Source organism: Micromonospora sp. WMMB482 (assembly GCF_019038635.1).
Lineage (GTDB): Bacteria > Actinomycetota > Actinomycetes > Mycobacteriales > Micromonosporaceae > Micromonospora > Micromonospora marina.
This window is the reverse complement of record NZ_JAHOPD010000020.1, coordinates 3,004,665-3,021,780: the sequence shown is the minus strand read 5'-3', so window position 1 is coordinate 3,021,780 and position 17,116 is coordinate 3,004,665. Positions and strand designations below refer to the sequence as shown.

The following is a 17,116-nucleotide window of genomic DNA, read 5'->3' as shown; positions in this document are numbered from 1 at the left end:
AGTGGAGGCTTACTGATCGCCCTTGTTGTCCCGCCACCTGTCGATGAGCGCCGGTAGTTCGCGCCAGAGGTAGTCGTAGAAGTCGCGCATCTCGGCGAGGCGGGCTCCGGCGAGGCTGCCCTCACCGGCCACCGTGATGCCTTCTTCGGCGGCTTCCCGCATGCTTCCGATCATCGCGTTCTGGCCTGACATGAGGGTGGCCCAGGCCCCCTCGCGGAGCCGGAAGTGCTCGCGGCGGCTGCCCGGGGCGGGTACCCGTTCGATCAGCCCAACGGTCGCGAGGGACTTGATGGCGGTGGACACGCTGCCGGAACTGATGGCCAGGGTGTCCGCGATCTCGCCGGCGGTCATCGTCTCCTGATCGGTGAACAGCAACGCCGCCAGTACACGCGCCGTCATCCGTTGCAGTCCGCCCTCGGCGAGGGTCAGTGCCAGCTTCTCCGCCGGGCCGCTCAAAGCCATCTGCGCCCTCCCGAGCTCCATCGTCCGGAAGCCTAACATCTTGCAATCTTCAGAGATCTTTGAAAGTTTGATACTCTGCAAGACATGCCTGAAGTGATCCAGCTGGAGAAACTGACCAAGACCTACGGCCCCCGCCGGGGTCTGCGAGACCTGAACCTGTCCGTCGCCGAGGGCGAGGTGTTCGGCTACCTGGGTCCGAACGGAGCCGGTAAGTCGACCACCATCCGCGTGCTGCTGGACCTGATCCGACCGACCAGCGGACGCGCGCTGGTGTTCGGGCACGACCCCCGCCGCGACGCGGTGGCGCTGCACCGGCGCATCGGGTACCTCGCCGGCGAGTTCGTGGTCAACCCCCGGCAGCGCGTCGGTGAGTGCCTGACGTTCCTGGCCGAACTGCGCGGAGGCGTACCGAAGGCCCGCATCGGCGAGCTGGCCGGGCGGTTGGAGTTGGATCTGACCGCACGGATCAAGACCCTGTCCAAGGGCAACCGGCAGAAGATCGGCCTGGTACAGGCGTTCATGCACCGTCCCGAACTGCTGATCCTCGACGAGCCGACGTCCGGGCTGGATCCCCTGGTGCAGCAGACCTTCCTCGACCTGGTCCGCGAAGCCAGAGCCGACGGGCAGACCGTGTTCATGTCCTCGCACATCATGAGCGAGGTCGAGGCGGTCGCCGACCGGGTCGGCATCATCCGCGACGGCCGCCTCGTCGCACTCGACACGGTGGCTCGACTCCGTGCCCGCAGCGTGCACGAATTCCAGGTCACGTTCGCCGACCCGGTCGACGAAACCGCACTCGCCTCCCTGCCAGAAGTGACCGGCCTGACCATCGACGGCCCGACCGCGAGGTTCCGCCTCGCCGGAAGCCCCGACCGGCTCATCCGCGTACTCGCCCAGTCGCGGGTCGCGAGCCTCCGCGCGACCGAACCCGACCTGGAACAACTGTTCCTCACCTACTACCAGGCCGACTTCGCGAGCAAGGAGACCACGCATGCCTGACCTGCTGACCAAGACCCTGTGGGACGGCCGCCGCGGCCTGGCCGGTTTCACCGCCGGCACCGCCCTGCTCGGGGCGATGTATGCCGGCTTCTACCCCCAGGTCTCCGGCGGCGCGATGGGGCAGACCGTCAAAGGCTTCTCCCCCGCGCTGCGGCAGGCCCTGCGGATGGAGGACCTCGCATCCGCCGCCGGCTATCTCGGCTCCAGCGTGTTCGGCATCATCGTCCCCCTGATCGCCGTCATCTTCGGCATCGCCACCGGCACCCGCGCCATCGCCGGCGACGAGGAAGCCGGCTACCTCGACCTGCTCCTCGCCCACCCGGTCAGCCGCACCCGGCTGCTGCTGCACCGTTTCGCCGCCCTCAGCGCCGGTGCCGTCCTCATCGCGGTGGTGGTCCTGCACAACTCGACAACATCACCGTCGGCCAGTTCACCGCCCAGTGTCTCGCCCTGGCCCTGCTGATCATCGTCTTCGGGACAGTCGCCATCACCATCGGCGCGGCCACCGGGAGCCGGCCCACCGCCCTGGCCGCCACCGCGGGCATCGCCGTCCTCACCTACGCCGCCAGCACCCTCGCCGGCCAGATCGGCGCCGACATTCTCCGCTACGCCTCTCCCTTCCACTACTACATCGGCGGAGAACCCCTGCGTAACGGCTTCCAATGGGTCGACCTGACCATCCTGACCGCCACCACCGCGGTCCTGCTGACCATCGCAGTTGCAGCATTCAACCGCCGCGACCTGACCAGCTGAGCTCGAACGGCCTGTGCCCTCGCCCGCCTGGCGGCGGCGCCCTGGTCGACGCCCAGCGTCGCCAACCAGGAGTCAGGGAAGCGCTGGACGATCTCCGAATCCGATTCGCCGCATGGCGCCGCGAACTGCTCAACGACGAGGAAGGATGACGCTTCCGGTCGGCACCGCATACGCCGTTTTCACCGGCATCGGCGCCGTCGGAGCGATCACCCTGGGCGTCGTCGTCCACGACGAGCCGGTCTCGGCGGGCAGGATCGGGCACTGTGCCTGATCGTCGGCGGGATCGTGCTGGCCCGGACCACCACCTGAGCCGACCCGCCAAGCAGCCACCTCAGATCGTCGGCGGTGCGCGGGGAAACAGCAGGCTGAACAGGATCTGCTCGTCGGCCATCGCGGAGACAACATCTCAGGAGATCACAATGCAACGTGTGCGAATTGCCGTGGCGGGGGCGACTGGCAACATCGGAGCGCTCACCGTCGCCGCCCTGCAGAACGCCGGGCACGAGGTCGTACGCATCAGCCGCTCACTCGGCCTGGACCTGACCAACGGCGACGGCCTCGACGCCGCCCTCACCCAGGCCGACGCCGTCGTCGACACCACGAACTGCACGGCCATCGGACGCGACGAAGCAGTGGCGTACTTCGGCGCTACCACCCGCAACCTCCTCGCCGCCGAGCAGCGGGCGGGCGTACGCCACCACGTGCTGCTCTCGATCGTCGGCGTCGACCGCGTCGGCGGCAACGCACACTACGCCGGCAAGCGCGAGCAGGAGCGCCTCGTGGCCGAGGGCCCGGTGCCGTGGACGATCGTCCGGGTGACCCAGTTCCATGACTTCGCCGCGATGGTGACGAGCTGGACCGAGCAGGACGGCACCGCCGCCGTCGCGCCACTGCTCATCCAGCCGATCGCACCCGCTGACGTCGCCGACGTCCTGGCCGAGATCGCCCCGGGCGCACCGCAGGGGCGGTATCGCGACGTCGCCGGTCCCGAGCCGGAGGACCTGGTCGACATGGCTCGGCGGACCAATGACAGGCGCGGCCGCGCGGTCAAGCTCGTTCCGACCTGGTCATCGTTGTTCGGCACGGAGATGGCCGGTGATGTCCTGCTGCCTGAAGCAAGTGCCCGCATCGCGCCGACCACCTTCGACGAGTGGCTCGGCGGGCAGCGATAGTCTCACCCCTTCCCAGCCCTGAACATCTGGGACCGGGTAGGTATCGCCGAGGGCGGGCCGGCACGATTCCGTGATCGCCGCCGACGGAGGCGACGTTCGGTGGGAGGTGGAACCCGCCCGAGACTAGCCACGGGCTGGGACTGCGGGCGGTGAAAGTCGAGCAGGTCACCCGTCCGACCTGACGGTTCGTCATCGGGGACGTCGGCGGTGACCCGTCTGGTCGATACGGCCTCGCCGCCGCACCTGATCACGACATGATGGCCGCATGGGCCGAAGCGCCTTGCCGGCTCGTGGCAGGACGGGGGTGCCGCATGCAGGACGTTGCGGTGGAGCCGGTGCTCGCCGGTGAGCGGGTGCCAGGACTGGCCGAGGTGGTGTGGGACAACGCGCGGCAGGATCCCGAGGCGGTGCAGTTCGTACGCCCGGATCCGGATCCGCGGTCCTGGCCGGTCCGCCGGGGACGCCAAGCTGGAACGGCCCTGGTGAGCTGCGTCGCCTTCCGCGACGACGTGCACGCGCTCGCCCGCGGCTTCATCGCCGCCGGGGTGCAGCACGGCGACCGGGTCGCGCTGATCAGCCGGACCCGCTACGAGTGGACGCTTGTCGACTACGCGCTGTGGGCGATCGGGGCGGTGACGGTGCCGATCTACGACACTGCCAGCACGGACCAGATCGAGTGGATCCTCACCGACTCCGGTGCGGTCGGCTGCGTGGTGGAGACCGCCGGGCACGCCGCCACCGTCACCAACCTGCGCGAGCAGGCACCGGCTCTGCGCCGGACCTGGCAGATCGACGCCGGTGGACTGATCGACGTGGCGGCACAGGGGCGGACGGTCCCCGACGCCGACGTCGAGGCCCGGCGTGGGCGGGTGAGCGGGGCAGACGTGGCCACGATCGTGTACACCAGCGGCACGACCGGCCGGCCGAAGGGCTGCGTGCTGACCCACCGCAACATCTTCTGCGACGTGACCACCGCCGTGTCGGTGCTGCCCCAACTGCTGCACGCGGGGGCGTCCACGGTGCTGTTCCTGCCATTGGCCCACGCCTTCGCCCGGCTGATCCAGGTGGGGATGGTGCAGACCCGGGCCACGCTGGTGCACAGCGCCGACATCGCCGGAGTGCTCGAACAACTGCGCCGGCACCGGCCGACGTTCATCCTCGCGGTGCCGCGGGTGTTCGAGAAGATGTACCACCGGGCCCGGCAGAAGGCCGAGGACGCCCACCGGCTGTGGCTTTTCACAGCGGCCGAGCAGGTGGCCGTGCGCTACAGCCGCGCCCTCGACCGCACCGGCGGCCCAGGCATCCTGCTGCGGCCTGCCCATGCCCTGTTCGACCTGCTGGCGTACCGCAAGCTGCGTGCCGCCCTCGGCGGGCGGTGCCGGATGGCCATCGTCGGCGGCGCGCCGCTCGGCGCTCGTCTCGGGCACTTCTTCCGCGGCGCAGGCATCACGGTTCTGGAAGGCTACGGCCTGACCGAGACCTCCCCGGCGCTGACGGTGAACCTGCCCGACGCGCAACGCATCGGCACCGTCGGGCGGCCCCTGCCCGGCGTACAGATCCGCGTCGCGGACGACGGGGAGATCCAGGCGCACGGTGAGGTGGTGTTCCCCGGCTACTGGAACAACGCCGACGCCACCCGCGCCACCTTCACCGACGGCGGCTGGCTGCGCACCGGCGACCTCGGCAGCCTGGACCCCGACGGCTTCGTCCGGATCACCGGCCGGAAGAAGGAGATCATCGTGACGGCGGCCGGGAAGAACCTCGCCCCCGCCGCGATCGAGGACGCCGTGCGCGCGCACCCGCTGGTCAGCCAGTGCATGCTCGTCGGCGACGGGCGCCCCTACGTGGCCGCGCTGGTCACCATCGACCCACAGGCCTGGCAGCGGTGGCGCGCCAGGGCGGGGCGGTCGGACGCGTCCCTGGCCGACCTGCGCGACGACCCGCGACTGCGCGCCGAGATCCAGCAGGCGATGGACCGCGCCAACCGAACCGTGTCCAGGGCCGAACAGATCAAGACCTTCCGCATCCTGCCCCGCGACCTCACCGAGGCCGACGGCGAGCTCACCCCCACCCTCAAGGTCAGACGCGACGTGGTGGCTGACCACTACGCCACCGACATCGACGCCCTCTACCGCGGTCACTGACCGCGGCGGAGGAACCTGATGGATCGCCGGCACCACAGTTGAAACCCCTGGCCGGAGTGCGGCGGCTGGCCGATCGGACGCCGCCGCAGCGCGAACGCTTCGTCGACCTGCTGCGCGCGATCGCGATCACCGCCGTGGTGCTCGGGCACTGGCTGGTCACCGTCGTCGGGTACCAGGACGGACAGCTGACCGGCCGGTCGGCGCTGCCGGACCTGCGCTGGGCGTATCCGCTCACCTGGCTGGTGCAGGTCATGCCGGTGTTCTTCCTCGTCGGGGGCTACGCCAACGCCGCCTCGCTCACCTCCGCCCGCCGCAAGGGGCAGCGAGCAGGGGACTGGCTGGTGCACCGCGCAGCCCGGCTGGTGCGCCCCACCACCGCCCTCGTCGTCGTCCTCGCCGCCGGCGCCGGGATCGCCCGGCTGCTCGACACCGACGGGTCGCGCACCCGGCTGGTGGTTTGGTTCGCCGCGATCCCCCTGTGGTTCCTGGCGGTCTATCTCGTCGTCGTCACCCTCACCCCCCTGATGTGGGTCCTGCACCGGCGGTACGGCGTCGCCGTACCCGCCGTCCTGCTCGTCCTGGTCGCCGCCGGTGACCTCGCCCGCCTCCACGGCGAGCAGGCCTGGGGCAACGGCAGTTTCCTGTTCGGCTGGCTGGCCGTCCACCAGATCGGCTTCTTCTGGCGTGACAACCGGCTACCCACCCGCCGTCGGGTCCAGTGGGCCGTGCTGGCCGGCGGCGCGACCGTTCTGCTGCTGCTCACCGTGCCCGGCCCGTACCCGATCAGCATGATCAACGTGCCGGGTGAGCGGCTGCACAACATGTCCCCGCCCAGTCTCGCGCTGATCGCCCTGTTCACCTGCCAACTCGCCGTCGCGCTACTGGTCCGCCGCCGGGCCGAGCGGTGGCTGCGCCGCACCCGCCCGTGGATGGCGGTCATCGCCGTCAACGCCGTCATCCTCACCGTCTTCCTGTGGCACATCACCGCCGCGATCCTGCTCACCGCCGTCCTGCACACCCTCGGCGTCCTTCCCGCCCCGGCCGCCGGCAGCGCCGCGTGGTTCGCCTGGCGGCTGCCCTGGCTGGCCATGCTCACCGCCGTCCTGGCCGCTCTCGTCGCCGTCTTCGGCGCCATCGAGATACGCGGCGCCCGAACACCACGCCACCGCCCCCGCTGGCTGCCCATCCCCGCGGCCGACCTGCTGGCCCGGACGGCACCCCGCCTGGTCCTCGCGGTCACCGGGCTCGCCGCCGTGGCATTCGGGCTGCTCGACAACAGCCTGCTGCCCCGCACCCGACCCGCTCCGCTCGGGTTCCCGGCCATCGCCCTGGCCGCCTACCTCGCCGGCGCGCTCCTGCTCCGCGTGCTGCGCTCCGTACCCGCACCGTCGCCGGACGAGGGTCACGGACAGCGGCCCGCACCCACCCGACGGAAGGATCGATGACCCTGAGCCTCGCCCCCGGCAGCGTGGGCTCACCACCCCTCGGCCGAGTGATGCGGGCGGCCGTTCGTGGATGTTCACGTCACCGGTCTCTGGTCTCCCGCCCGTCGCGGTCCTCGGGCCGGCGGAGGTCGGGCGGGCGCAGCGGCGTGCCGGTCAGCACGGCGACGCCGAGACCGACGGCAAGGAAGATCACGACGACGGCCATGATCCCCAGCAACACCGCCACCACTGGACTGTCCACGAGATGATCCTTTCGAGACCGCGCCAGTCATGGCGAGACGGACCGGATGGGCCTGAGCCTTCTGGACGGGACCGCCGGACAAGGAGCCGCGCAGTTGCTTCCGTCCGCGGGATGGCCTGCGGGAGCCGGGCCGGGCGGCGCCGCTCATTCCGCTGGACGGGCGGCCCGCGGCCTCAGCGACTGTGTCGGCCGCTGCCACGACGGCAGGATCGGCGGCAGGGCCTCAGGCGCCGGGGGCGACGCGAGCGGCACAGAGGGGCCGGCGGCGGAGCGATGCGGACGGCCGTACTGATCCGGCGGATCGCCCCAGCCGGAGGAGGTTCGCGGGGGCAGGACCGGATCGAACGGCCGGCCCTGCCCGACGACGGATCGGACGGTGCACAGGTGCGTCCAGTCCTGCCCCAGGTCGAAGACGTACGCGAAGACGTCGTCCACGGTGAGGATGTCCAGGGTGACCGTGCGGCCGTCCCGGGTGCCCGGAAAGGCCGGCCCGTCACGCCAGCTGACCCAGCTGACCTCCGAGGCCCCGGGCAACACGATCGTCCGGAGGTGTTCCAGATCGCGGCGGCCGAAGGCGACGTCGATCACCTCGGCCAGCTGGGCGAAGGTGTGGCACGGACTTGCCACGAAGAGACGACCGGGGCGCGGCCACCAGAACCGGCCGCGCCCCGTCACCAGCTCCACCGAGATCGACAGCACCGCCCCGGGCCGCTCGACGGGCGGTGTGAGGCGGACCCCCTCCGGTCGCGCGGCCGTGTCACGCGACATGGGGCCCGCCGTTCGCCGTGTCCGGTGGGGCGACGTAGCTGCGGCTCGGCACGGAACCATCGCCGGCGCCGCCGTCCGCTCTGGTCATCAGTCGGTATCCGGCGCCCATCGCCGCGGTGAACCCGATGAGCGACGCGTACGCCCAGGCGTCGATGGAGCCGGTCAGCTCACCGAACCGGTTGTTGAGGAACCCGACGAAGGTGGCCATTGCCAGCACGGTGACCACGCCGACCGCACGCAGGTCCCCGACCCGGGCGGCGAAGATCCCCGTCGCGACCGAGACGACCAGCAGCCGGCCGGGCGGATCCGCTGCCGGGAACAGGGCCGCCGCGACCAGCGTCGCGCCCACCACCGCCACCAAGCCGGCAGCGACGGAGATGCCGGTGGGAGTTCTGTCCGCTCCAGCTCGGTCGTTCGATTCGGCAGCCATGGCACGTCCCGCCTCGGTCCGGGTCCGCCGACCGGACCCCTCCCCGCCATATCAGCCCGTTCGCGGTGCCACGTCGACAGCCTTCACACCTCTGCTACGCCGGTCCCCGGAATTTTGACGCCCCCTTGGCGGACCGCGGCCGGACCGCCTCATCCGGCCGGTGCGTGCCGGTCGAGGATGGCGTTCACGCGCTGCGGGACGTCGATCTGCCGTACGCCGCGACGAGGGAGCCGGTTCAGCTGCCGGGGCCGGACGCGGCGGCGGGTGCGGGCCGCCGGTCGATGTCGGGTTCGAGGTAGATCGCCGTGGCGGTCGGAAGCACCCGACGGATCCGCGCCTCGGCGTAGTCGATGGTGGCGGCGACATCTGATCCCCGGTCGGAGGTGCTGATGGCGATCTTCGCCGCGACCAGGATCTCCTCCGGCCCCAGGTGCAGGGTGCGCAGGTGGATGACCCGGTCGACGCCCGGGGTGGAGACCAGTTCGGTGTGGACCGCGGTGATCTCCTCGGGCAGCGCCGCCTCGCCGACGAGCAGGCTCTTGGTCTCGGCGGCGAGGACGACGGCGATGACGACCAGCAGGACGCCGATGCACAGGGTGCCGATGCCGTCGAACAGGGCGTTGCCGGTGAGCACACTCAGGCCCACGCCGGACAGGGCGAACAGCAGGCCGAGCAGGGCGCCGGCGTCCTCCAGCAGGATCACCGGCAGTTCCGGGGCGCGGGCGCGGCGGACGAAGGAGACCCAGCTCTGCTTGCCGCGTACCTTGTTCGCCTCCTGCACCGCGGTCCGCAGAGCGAAGCTCTCCAGGGCGATCGCGATGAGCAGGACGGCGACGGCGATCAGCGGTGAGGACAGCTCGTGCGGGTCGCTGATCTTGTGATAGCCCTCGTAGAGGGCGTACAGACCGCCGAGGGTGAACAGGATGATCGCGACGATGAACGAGTAGACGTAGCGCTCACGGGCGTAGCCGAACGGGTGCAGCGCGGTGGGGGCGCGGCGGGCGCGCTTGCCGCCCACCAGCAGCAGGGCCTGGTTCGTGGAGTCCGCGACCGAGTGCACGCCTTCGGCGAGCATCGACGCCGAACCGGTGACGGCGGCGGCCACGAACTTGCTCGCCGCGATCCCCAGGTTCGCGACCAGCGCCGTCACCACGGCCTTGGTGCTGCCTTCCGCCGCCATCGGCTACTCCCCCTCGTCGTACGCCACGGTGTGGGTCGTCAGTGTGCCAGCACCCCCGGCCGGCCGCTGCCACAGTTCCGACGAGCCCTTGCCCGGAACCGGCCGGAACCAACCGCACCGGCCGGCGGGGTGGCCGCCCGCGGTCAGGTCGCCGGCGCTCGCGCGCAGGAAAGCGTCGATCGAGGCGTACGTGGTCGCTGTTCGAGCGCGGACGCCGGGGGCCCGGCGCGGAGAGCGATCCTCCGCGCCGGGCCCCGGCATCCGTTCCGGTCAGGCGGCGCAGGTGGCGGTCGCGCCCTGGCCGGTGCCGGTGCCCTGGAAACCGAAGTTGGTCGTCTGGCCGGCCCCGACCTGCCCGTTGTAGCCCACGTTCGTGAACCGGACGGTGCCGCTGGTGCCGCTGGCCTGGGCGTTCCAGGTGCCGGTGATCGCGGCGCCGCCGGGCAGCGCGACGGTCACGGTCCAGCCGTTGATGGCCGCGGAGCCGGCGGTGACGTTCACGCTCGCGGTGAAACCGCCGTTCCACTGGTTGATCGCGACCGACGCCGAGCAGCCGTTACCGGCCGGCGGCGGCGTGGTCGGGGGCGCCGTGGTGGGCGGCGCGGTCGTCGGCGGAGCCGTGGTCGGCGGCGCGCTCGTCGGCGGGTTGGTCGTCGGCGGCGCGGTGGTGGGCGGGTTGGGCGCGCCGTTGGCGAGACTGAAGGCCAGGTCCGGCTGGAACGATCCGGCCGTGTACCGGCAGCCGTCCGCCTCACCCGGCGGCTTCACCCAGAGGTACGCGTCGATGTTGGCGTCGCCGGTGTTCGTCGTCGGGTACTGCCCGATGCGCCGGTCGGTGTTGTCGTCGGCGCACCAGTCCCCCGCGGCTCCCCCGTTGCGGCTGGTGTCGATGACCTGGCGCTTGCCGGAGATGCCCATGCCGTTGAGCGCGGAGATGACCGCCCGGCCGAAGTTCGCCTCGCTGGAGGTGGGGTTGAAGTTCGACACGTTGGTGAAGAAGCCGTCGGCGTACTGCACGCCGGCCGCCCGGAGCCGGTTGGCCGTGTCGTTGGCGCTGTTCCAGGTGGAGTGACCGCCGTCGAGGTAGACCTTGGCGTTCGGGTTCGCCGACTTGATGGTCTGGGTCGCCGTCGTGAGCGCCTGGTTGCGCGCGCTGAGCTCGCTGGGGCTCAGGCAGGTCTGGAGCGCGAGCGAGTCGGTCTCCAGGATGATCAGGACGGTCTGGTTGCCGAGTCCTCTGGCGAAGTTGGACACCCAGGTCTGGTACTGGTTGAGGTCCGGCGCCCCACCGGCGCTGGCGCCGCCGCAGTCCCGGTTGGGGATCTCGTACACCGACAGCACCGGGATCTGCTGCGCCGCGTTGGCGGCGCCGACGAACCCGGAGACCTCGGACTGGATGGTCGACGGGTTGAAGTTGGCGTACCAGCGGGCCTGCGGCTGGCTCGCGATCTTGTCGCGGATGACGGCGGCGCGCGAGTCGCCGGGGTTGGCGGCGACCCAGCGGACGACCGCCGAACTCGGGTCGCGGTAGAGCGATCCGGACACGGTGCCGGCGGACGCGCCGCCGACGGCGAAGCAGACGCCGGCCGCGGCGAGGCCCGCGACGGCCGCCGAGCTGATGGCCGCTGATCTGCGGCGGGACGAGAGGATAGCCACGTCGTGTTTCCTCCTGATCACATAGACGTATCTAAGTTCGTGGGAGCGTTCCCACGACGGTAACGGAGGCGGGCGTCGATGCCAAGATGTGAACGTCCGCCAATGCCCCGTAATCTGGCGACCGTCAGCGGGCGAGGGCCCGCCACTCGACCGACGAAGCCGGCGTGGGAGGAAGACCAGGCATGACGGCGCTACCAGGCCAGCGTCCGACCACGGCGAGTTCGCCGGTCGCCGGAGGGCCCGCGGACGAGGATCTGCGGACGTTGTTCGGGCAGTCCATCGCCGTCTTCGCGGCGCTCGCCGGGCCGACGCACGTGGTGGAGGCGGCGAACCCGGCGTTCCTCGCCGCGATCGGTGAGGAACGCGCACGCACCGGAGTCCCGCTCGCCGAGTTGATGCCGGAACTCGACGGCCAGGGCTTCATCGCCCTGCTGGACGAGGTCTACCGCACGGGTGAGTCCTACACCGGCCACGACGCCCGGATCATGCTGGGCACCGGATCGCAGGCGCGGGAGACGTTCTTCGACTTCACCTACGAGGCGCGCCGCGACGCCGCCGGCACGGTGACCGGCATCCGGGTGATCGGGGTGGAGACCACCCAGGTCAAGCACGCCCAGCGGCTGATGGCCGAACACCGCGCCATGCTGGAACAGATCGCCCGTCAGGCGCCCCTCACCGAGGTGCTCGACGGGATGGCCCGCCGCATCGAGAACCTCGCCCCGCAGGAGGTGCTCGTCTCCGTCCTGCTCGCCGACGCCGACGGCCGGCACCTGCGCCACGGCGCCGCGCCGAGCCTGCCCGACTTCTACAACGAGGCCATCGACGGGATCGCCACCGGTGAGGGTGTCGGTTCGTGCGGCACCGCCGCACACCGGCGGGAACCGGTCACTGTCACCGACATCGCCACCGACCCGTTCTGGGCCGACTTCCGCGACCTGGCCGCGCGGGCCGGGCTCGCCGCCTGCTGGTCCACGCCGATCCTGGCCCGGGACGGCAGCCTGCTCGGCACGTTCGCCATGTACCACCGCACGCCGCGCGTCCCGTGGGACACCGACCTGGCCCTCGCCCGGGTCTTCACCGGCACCGCCGCACTGGCCATCGAGCGCCACCACATCGAGGAGGCGAAGGCCGCCGCGGACGCCCGCGCCCGAGCCGCCCACGACGAGCTGGCCCGGGTGGTGCGGGCGGAGCGGGAACTTCGGGCCGAGGCGGAGCAGCGCGCCGCCGCCGCCGCAGAACTCAGCTCCCGGCTGCGTGCCGCCGCCGCCGCGCAGGCCGCCTCCCCCCGCCCCGGGCAGTGTCAGCTCGGCGGCAGCGACGGCTGCGCCGCACCCGCCGAGATCAAGGTCGCCGACTCCTGGGGCGACTCGGCGTGGGGCTGCCCGGTCCATGTGGAGGAAGCCATCATCAACGTCCGCTCGATCTTCATCGCCAGCGAGGAGCTCGGCGGCCTGGCCACCTACCTCAACCGCTGACCACCGGCCGATCCCGCGCCGGGAAGCGTCGACGCCGCGCCGAGGCCCGGAGCGGACGCGTCCTTCGTCTACTCCGCCGCCTGGGCGGAGGGGCCGTGCGGCCATCGCACCATCGCCCCGATGAGCGCGGCCAGCGGCACGGTGGCGAAGCCGACCCGGGCGTCGCTCGCCCCGTACGGCAGCCACAGCTCGCGCGACGCCCTTGCTGCGGACGCCCGGCCCGCGCATCGGGGTGACCTCGAAGCGGCGCAGGTCGGTGCTGGCCAGCGCGCGGGTGGCGATGCGCCGGCCGTCGTAGGCGGTGTAGGTGGCCCGGCACACCGGTCCGTTCTCGTCGGTGAACCGCACGAACCGGGCAGAGTGACCAGCCCTTCGGCGAGCAGCCCGGTCACCTGCTCCCAGGGACCGTAGTGGTGCGGGGGTGTCCGCCAGGCGATCGGCCCGAGCAGGGCAACCCTCACCAGGACCGGGTGGCGGCGAGGTCGGCCGGATCGAGACGCAGGGTGGCGAGCAGCCCGGCGTGCTGGTCGGAATCCACCAGTTCCGGCAGTTCCCGCTCGACCCATTCGGCCCTGACCTGCTGCCCGCGCTCGCGCAGCGCCGCAGTGATCCGGTATCTGGCGATCCTCATCGGTACCCCCTTGTGAAGCGGTGCGGAACGGTCATGGCCCTCCCTCGGGCCGGGCTGGTCCGGGCGTTCAGGCCCGGACCGGCGCCGTCGGGTGCCGATCGGGTCGAAGGTGGCCGCCTTCGGTCTCCCAGGCCGCGATGCGGGTGGTGTCGGCGAGGTGCGAGGCCGCGTGCATGGCCGCGGTCGCCGCGACGGCGGCGGTGTGGGGCGCTGTCACGGCCAGGTCGATCCGCAGGTCCCGCCTGCCCGTGAGAATCACCCGCTCGGCGTCGAGGGTGGCGAACCAGCCCACCCGCACCACGGTGCCGCCGACACCGATCCGCGTCGGATGGCTGTCCCAGGACGCCGGCGGAAGCATGACCCGTTCGATCACGCCGCTGCCTCGGGCGGCGAGCGCGGTGATCAGGCTGGACAGTTCGACGACCGGGTCTCGTGACGTGGGCCACCAACCGCCGTCGAGGATCGCGCGGCTGGACGGTGGATCGGCCAGCCGCAGGCGTGCCGTCGGCGGTTCGCTGGTGCAGACCCACGTCATGCGGTCCTGGGCTGAGCGGACCATCAGTTCCCTCCCTCTCGCAGGCCGGCGTCCGCGCCGGTGCCGGCGAGGTCCGGACGGGTGCCGGGGGTGGTGCGACGCCTGCGGGTCGCCAGCAGCTGGATGACGCGTCGGGTGGTGGTCTGGACGGTCACCAGTAGCACGCCGAACACCGCGGCCAGCAGCAGCGCGACCCCCATCGGGAGTTCCCCGTTCGCACCGAAGAAGTGCACGGTCGTGCGTTGACCGTTCTGCAGGATGAAGATCAGAAGCAGGAGCAGCACCACGGCGGAGGCCGTGATCGCGACCAGCGACCCCGCGGTGCGGACGCGCGGCACGGGACGGGGCCGGTTGTTGATCTCAGGTGTGGACCGCACGGTGGCGGAGCGGGTGGAGTCGGCGAACCTGGTCATGGTGGACCTCATCTCGACGGTGGTGCGCGAATAACGCGAACCGAGGGCCGTCGGGGTCCGGGACGACATCCTGAGCCTACTCTCCGCCCGACCGATCGGTACGTCCGAGATGTCGGAACTACCCCTCTGGCCGAACACGTACCGTCAGAGCCCCGGCCGGCGACCGGCGTATCCCGGATCGGCGGCGCCGGCGGGCCAGCCGGCGACACCGACGGTGTACGCCTTCGCCTCCCCGGCCGAAACCCGGCGGCCCTGCGAAGCGCACTCAGTTGTCGAACCGGTCGTCAGTCGGACCTGTCGGCGACCGGTACCGGCGCGAGCTGCTCGGAGCCGTCGACGATCGCCTGGGCCAGCTCGGACAGCCGTCGGTTGCGGCTGCGGGCGCCGTCGCGCAACATCGCGAAGGCCTGGCCGACGTCCACTTGGAGGCGCTCGGCCAGAACGCCCTTGGCCTGTTCGATCAGCACCCGGCTGTTCAGGGCGGTCTGCAGCTGCTCGGTGACGACGTCGCGCTCGTGGATGGCGCGGTGTTGCAGCAGTCCGATGGTGGCCACGTCGGCGAGCGCCCGGGCGATGCGGAGCCTGTCCGGGTCGACGGCTCCCGGCCGGACGTCGAAGAGGCTCAGCGCGCCGATCACCTCGGAACGCAGGCGCATGGGCAGGGCGTGCACCGCGGCGAAGCCGGCCTCGGCCGCGGCGGCGCTGAACCTCGGCCATCGGGCGGTGGTCACGGTCAGGTCGGCGGCCGACGCCGGTTGCCCGGAGGTGAAGCAGTCGAGGCAGGGCCCCTGGCCGGTCTGGAGCTGGAACAGCTCCAGCAGCCGGGTGCGTTCGGAGGACGCGGCGACCACCCGCAGCGTGACGCGCTTGTCGGCCAGGAGCAGGCCGGCCGCCGACACACCCAGCAGTTCGACACACCTCTCGGTCAGCCCCTGCAGGAACTCGATCACGTCGAAGTCGTCGACGAGGGTGTCGGCCATCTCCACGAAGACGTCGGCCAGCTGGGTCTCGGTCATTTCGGTCACCTCGCGCTCGGCGGTCCCGGGGTCGGACCGCCGAGGGGCGCGTCATCGCCCCGGCGGACCAGATGCACGCGGTGTCCGCCCACGACCCGATTCACAGGTGGGTGTGCGTCCGTCACGCTGCGGTGACGGCCTGGCGCCGGGCGGGCTCGCCGACCGAGACGCGAGCGGAGCGTTCCGCGGTGAACGGGCTCCGCAGGCGGGTCATGGATTCGGCGCTGATGTCCGCGATCGGACTGCGCTCGTCGTCGGTGACCCCGAACCGCTCGGCACGGAAGGGATTCAGGGCGAACGTATTGTCGGGCACGAAGTGCTCCAAGGGAATCTGCACGGCAGCGCTCGACTCAGTCATCGCGGCTGGGAAACCGTGGGAAAAGCAAGGGGTCGGCGATCAGCCGCCGGTACCCCGCAGGGACAGCCTAGCGCGCATCGGCCGGCCCGGCCCGTCACGGTCGACATCGGCGGCGTTCTCAGAGCTGGACGACGTGCCCCACCCGGGGCGGCGTACGGCCGGCGAGGACGTCTAGCCAGGCGTCCCGCAGCGCATCGGGACCGGTGCCGGCCCGCACGTCGAGCCATCCGCTCACCACCTGGGAGAACCGCCGCCATGCGTCGGCGAACCGTTCGTCGAGGCCGGCGCGACCCCAGTCCTGGCTCCGCTTACGGATCCGCACCGGCGCGAAGAAGACCTCCCCGGCGGCGCCGGCGTTGGGCGTCTGCTGGGTCAGGCCGACCGCGATGTCCCGGACGAGCAGGTCACCGAGGTGCGCGCGCAGGGCGGCGCGGGTCGCGGGTGAGCCGGACAGGTCCAGGTAGACGGTCGCAACGGCGTCGAGCGTGCCGATGTCGTCGTAGGAGAGAACCTCGTCGTAGCAGCCCAGCGACCGGGTGAAGGCGAGGTTGCCGGGCGAGGTGAGCCCGATCAGGCGCGGGCCGCGGCCGTGCAGCTCGAACGCGGCGGCGTACGCCGTCTTGCTCGACGCGGACGACAGCACCAGCGACCGCGCCCCGTAGCCGTCCTCGTCGACGACCTGGTCGGCGAGCATGAACGAGGTGAAGAACAGTGGCCGGAACAGGATCAGCAGGTCCTCCTGCTCGGGGTGGTAGGCGGGGTCGCCGTCGGTCGACCGGTAGGAGTTGTACGGCGAGGGCAGGCCCGCCCGGTGCGTGCTGGCGTCGCGGAATCCGGATTCGTCCACCCGGTCCGGACGTACCACCAGGTGGCCGGCGGGCGGCAGGTAGCCGTAGACCCGTTGCCCCGGCTCGACGCCGGCCACCGTGGACGCGGTCACCTCGGCGAAGCCCCACAGTGGCGGGAGACCCCACCGCCCGTCGAGCCCGCGGGGCTGCGGCGGGAAGAACTCCCAGTAGCGCATCGCCTCGCCGAGCACCGCGTAGGTGACGTTGTTGGCGGTCAGACCGACGCGGTCCACGCGCAGCAGCGCCTCCCCGTCGGCGAGGCCGGGCACGGCGCCGTCGACGAGTGTGGTGCGAGCGAGGTCGTCACGGGCCACAGCGAACGTCCACGAGTCAGCCATGGCCTGACGCTAGGCAGCCGCGGAACCGGAGACAAGTGCACTGGGAGTGCAAAATCCCACTCGGCGACGTCGTTGCGCGGCACCGGTGCAGAGGTGGCCCGCATCCGCACCGGGCACGTGACCAGGCGGACGCCGGTCACCGTCCCCGGTTGAGGCCGACGATCGCGCCGTTGAGCGCGGTGGCGGAGAGGGTCCACGCGACGTACGGGGCGAGTGCCGCCCTGGCGGAACGTCGCTGCGCGCCGCGCGGCG

The 17,116-nt window shown here is 71.6% G+C and carries 20 protein-coding genes; 8 read left to right on the top strand and 12 right to left on the bottom strand.

Annotated features, from left to right (window positions below):
• Positions 1 to 9 precede the first annotated feature (9 nt).
• Positions 10 to 501: a GbsR/MarR family transcriptional regulator gene (locus tag KSK32_RS15340; protein WP_216931831.1), complete on the bottom strand. Its 492-nt coding sequence runs from the start codon at positions 499 to 501 to the stop codon at positions 10 to 12.
• Positions 502 to 546: 45 nt separating this feature from the next.
• On the opposite strand from KSK32_RS15340, the gene KSK32_RS15335 reads away from it, so the two are divergent.
• The 7 genes from KSK32_RS15335 to KSK32_RS15310 all read left to right on the top strand — a co-directional run bounded on the left by KSK32_RS15335 (position 547) and on the right by KSK32_RS15310 (position 6,975).
• Complete coding sequence (locus KSK32_RS15335) at positions 547 to 1,461, top strand: ABC transporter ATP-binding protein (protein ID WP_216931830.1); 915 nt, start codon at positions 547 to 549, stop codon at positions 1,459 to 1,461.
• Positions 1,454 to 1,924, top strand: coding sequence for an ABC transporter permease subunit (locus tag KSK32_RS33430; protein WP_254187068.1), 471 nt, complete (start codon positions 1,454 to 1,456; stop codon positions 1,922 to 1,924). The genes KSK32_RS15335 and KSK32_RS33430 overlap by 8 nt, the downstream gene beginning before the upstream one ends.
• Positions 1,876 to 2,214, top strand: coding sequence for an ABC transporter permease subunit (locus tag KSK32_RS34970; RefSeq protein ID WP_353939637.1), 339 nt, complete (start codon positions 1,876 to 1,878; stop codon positions 2,212 to 2,214). Before KSK32_RS33430 ends, KSK32_RS34970 begins: the two co-directional genes overlap by 49 nt.
• A 145-nt stretch (positions 2,215 to 2,359) precedes the next feature.
• Positions 2,360 to 2,485 carry an SMR family transporter gene (locus KSK32_RS15325; protein ID WP_254187067.1) on the top strand — a complete coding sequence of 42 codons (126 nt, stop codon included), beginning with the start codon at positions 2,360 to 2,362 and terminating at the stop codon, positions 2,483 to 2,485.
• Between the two features lie 157 nt (positions 2,486 to 2,642).
• Positions 2,643 to 3,386, top strand: coding sequence for an SDR family oxidoreductase (locus KSK32_RS15320; protein WP_216936111.1), 744 nt, complete (start codon positions 2,643 to 2,645; stop codon positions 3,384 to 3,386).
• Between the two features lie 311 nt (positions 3,387 to 3,697).
• Positions 3,698 to 5,530, top strand: a complete 1,833-nt coding sequence (locus KSK32_RS15315; protein WP_216931828.1) for a long-chain fatty acid--CoA ligase — start codon at positions 3,698 to 3,700, stop codon at positions 5,528 to 5,530.
• Between the two features lie 47 nt (positions 5,531 to 5,577).
• Entirely contained in the window at positions 5,578 to 6,975 is a 1,398-nt protein-coding gene (locus tag KSK32_RS15310; RefSeq protein WP_254188005.1) for an acyltransferase, read from the top strand.
• Positions 6,976 to 7,054: 79 nt separating this feature from the next.
• On the opposite strand, the gene KSK32_RS15305 is transcribed toward KSK32_RS15310, so the two are convergent.
• From KSK32_RS15305 to KSK32_RS15285, 5 genes are all read right to left on the bottom strand, one after another.
• On the bottom strand, positions 7,055 to 7,216 hold the full coding sequence (locus KSK32_RS15305) for a hypothetical protein (protein ID WP_216931826.1): 162 nt from the start codon (positions 7,214 to 7,216) through the stop codon (positions 7,055 to 7,057).
• A 144-nt stretch (positions 7,217 to 7,360) separates the two neighbouring features.
• Entirely contained in the window at positions 7,361 to 7,915 is a 555-nt protein-coding gene (locus tag KSK32_RS15300; RefSeq protein WP_216931825.1) for a plasmid pRiA4b ORF-3 family protein, read from the bottom strand.
• Between the two features lie 58 nt (positions 7,916 to 7,973).
• Positions 7,974 to 8,414, bottom strand: coding sequence for a hypothetical protein (locus KSK32_RS15295; protein ID WP_216931824.1), 441 nt, complete (start codon positions 8,412 to 8,414; stop codon positions 7,974 to 7,976).
• A 235-nt stretch (positions 8,415 to 8,649) separates the two neighbouring features.
• Positions 8,650 to 9,594: a cation diffusion facilitator family transporter gene (locus tag KSK32_RS15290; protein WP_216931823.1), complete on the bottom strand. Its 945-nt coding sequence runs from the start codon at positions 9,592 to 9,594 to the stop codon at positions 8,650 to 8,652.
• Positions 9,595 to 9,864: 270 nt separating this feature from the next.
• Complete coding sequence (locus tag KSK32_RS15285) at positions 9,865 to 11,250, bottom strand: glycoside hydrolase family 6 protein (protein WP_216931822.1); 1,386 nt, start codon at positions 11,248 to 11,250, stop codon at positions 9,865 to 9,867.
• Between the two features lie 182 nt (positions 11,251 to 11,432).
• On the opposite strand from KSK32_RS15285, the gene KSK32_RS15280 reads away from it, so the two are divergent.
• On the top strand, positions 11,433 to 12,725 hold the full coding sequence (locus KSK32_RS15280; protein ID WP_216931821.1) for a GAF domain-containing protein: 1,293 nt from the start codon (positions 11,433 to 11,435) through the stop codon (positions 12,723 to 12,725).
• Positions 12,726 to 13,182: 457 nt separating this feature from the next.
• Here KSK32_RS15280 and KSK32_RS15275 read toward each other — a convergent pair whose 3' ends face one another.
• The 6 genes from KSK32_RS15275 to KSK32_RS15250 all read right to left on the bottom strand — a co-directional run bounded on the left by KSK32_RS15275 (position 13,183) and on the right by KSK32_RS15250 (position 16,864).
• Positions 13,183 to 13,356, bottom strand: coding sequence for a hypothetical protein (locus tag KSK32_RS15275; RefSeq protein ID WP_216931820.1), 174 nt, complete (start codon positions 13,354 to 13,356; stop codon positions 13,183 to 13,185).
• Positions 13,357 to 13,423: 67 nt separating this feature from the next.
• A complete protein-coding gene (locus KSK32_RS15270) occupies positions 13,424 to 13,915 on the bottom strand; it encodes a DUF5994 family protein (RefSeq protein ID WP_216931819.1) in 492 nt (163 codons plus the stop codon).
• On the bottom strand, positions 13,915 to 14,304 hold the full coding sequence (locus KSK32_RS15265; RefSeq protein WP_216931818.1) for a lipopolysaccharide assembly protein LapA domain-containing protein: 390 nt from the start codon (positions 14,302 to 14,304) through the stop codon (positions 13,915 to 13,917). Before KSK32_RS15265 ends, KSK32_RS15270 begins: the two co-directional genes overlap by 1 nt.
• Positions 14,305 to 14,588: 284 nt before the next feature.
• Complete coding sequence (locus tag KSK32_RS15260) at positions 14,589 to 15,320, bottom strand: GAF and ANTAR domain-containing protein (RefSeq protein ID WP_254187065.1); 732 nt, start codon at positions 15,318 to 15,320, stop codon at positions 14,589 to 14,591.
• A 121-nt stretch (positions 15,321 to 15,441) separates the two neighbouring features.
• Positions 15,442 to 15,678, bottom strand: coding sequence for a hypothetical protein (locus KSK32_RS15255; protein ID WP_254187064.1), 237 nt, complete (start codon positions 15,676 to 15,678; stop codon positions 15,442 to 15,444).
• Between the two features lie 118 nt (positions 15,679 to 15,796).
• Positions 15,797 to 16,864 (bottom strand): DUF2855 family protein, encoded by a 1,068-nt coding sequence (locus KSK32_RS15250; protein WP_216931816.1) that lies wholly within the window; start codon positions 16,862 to 16,864, stop codon positions 15,797 to 15,799.
• Positions 16,865 to 17,116: the final 252 nt, after the last annotated feature.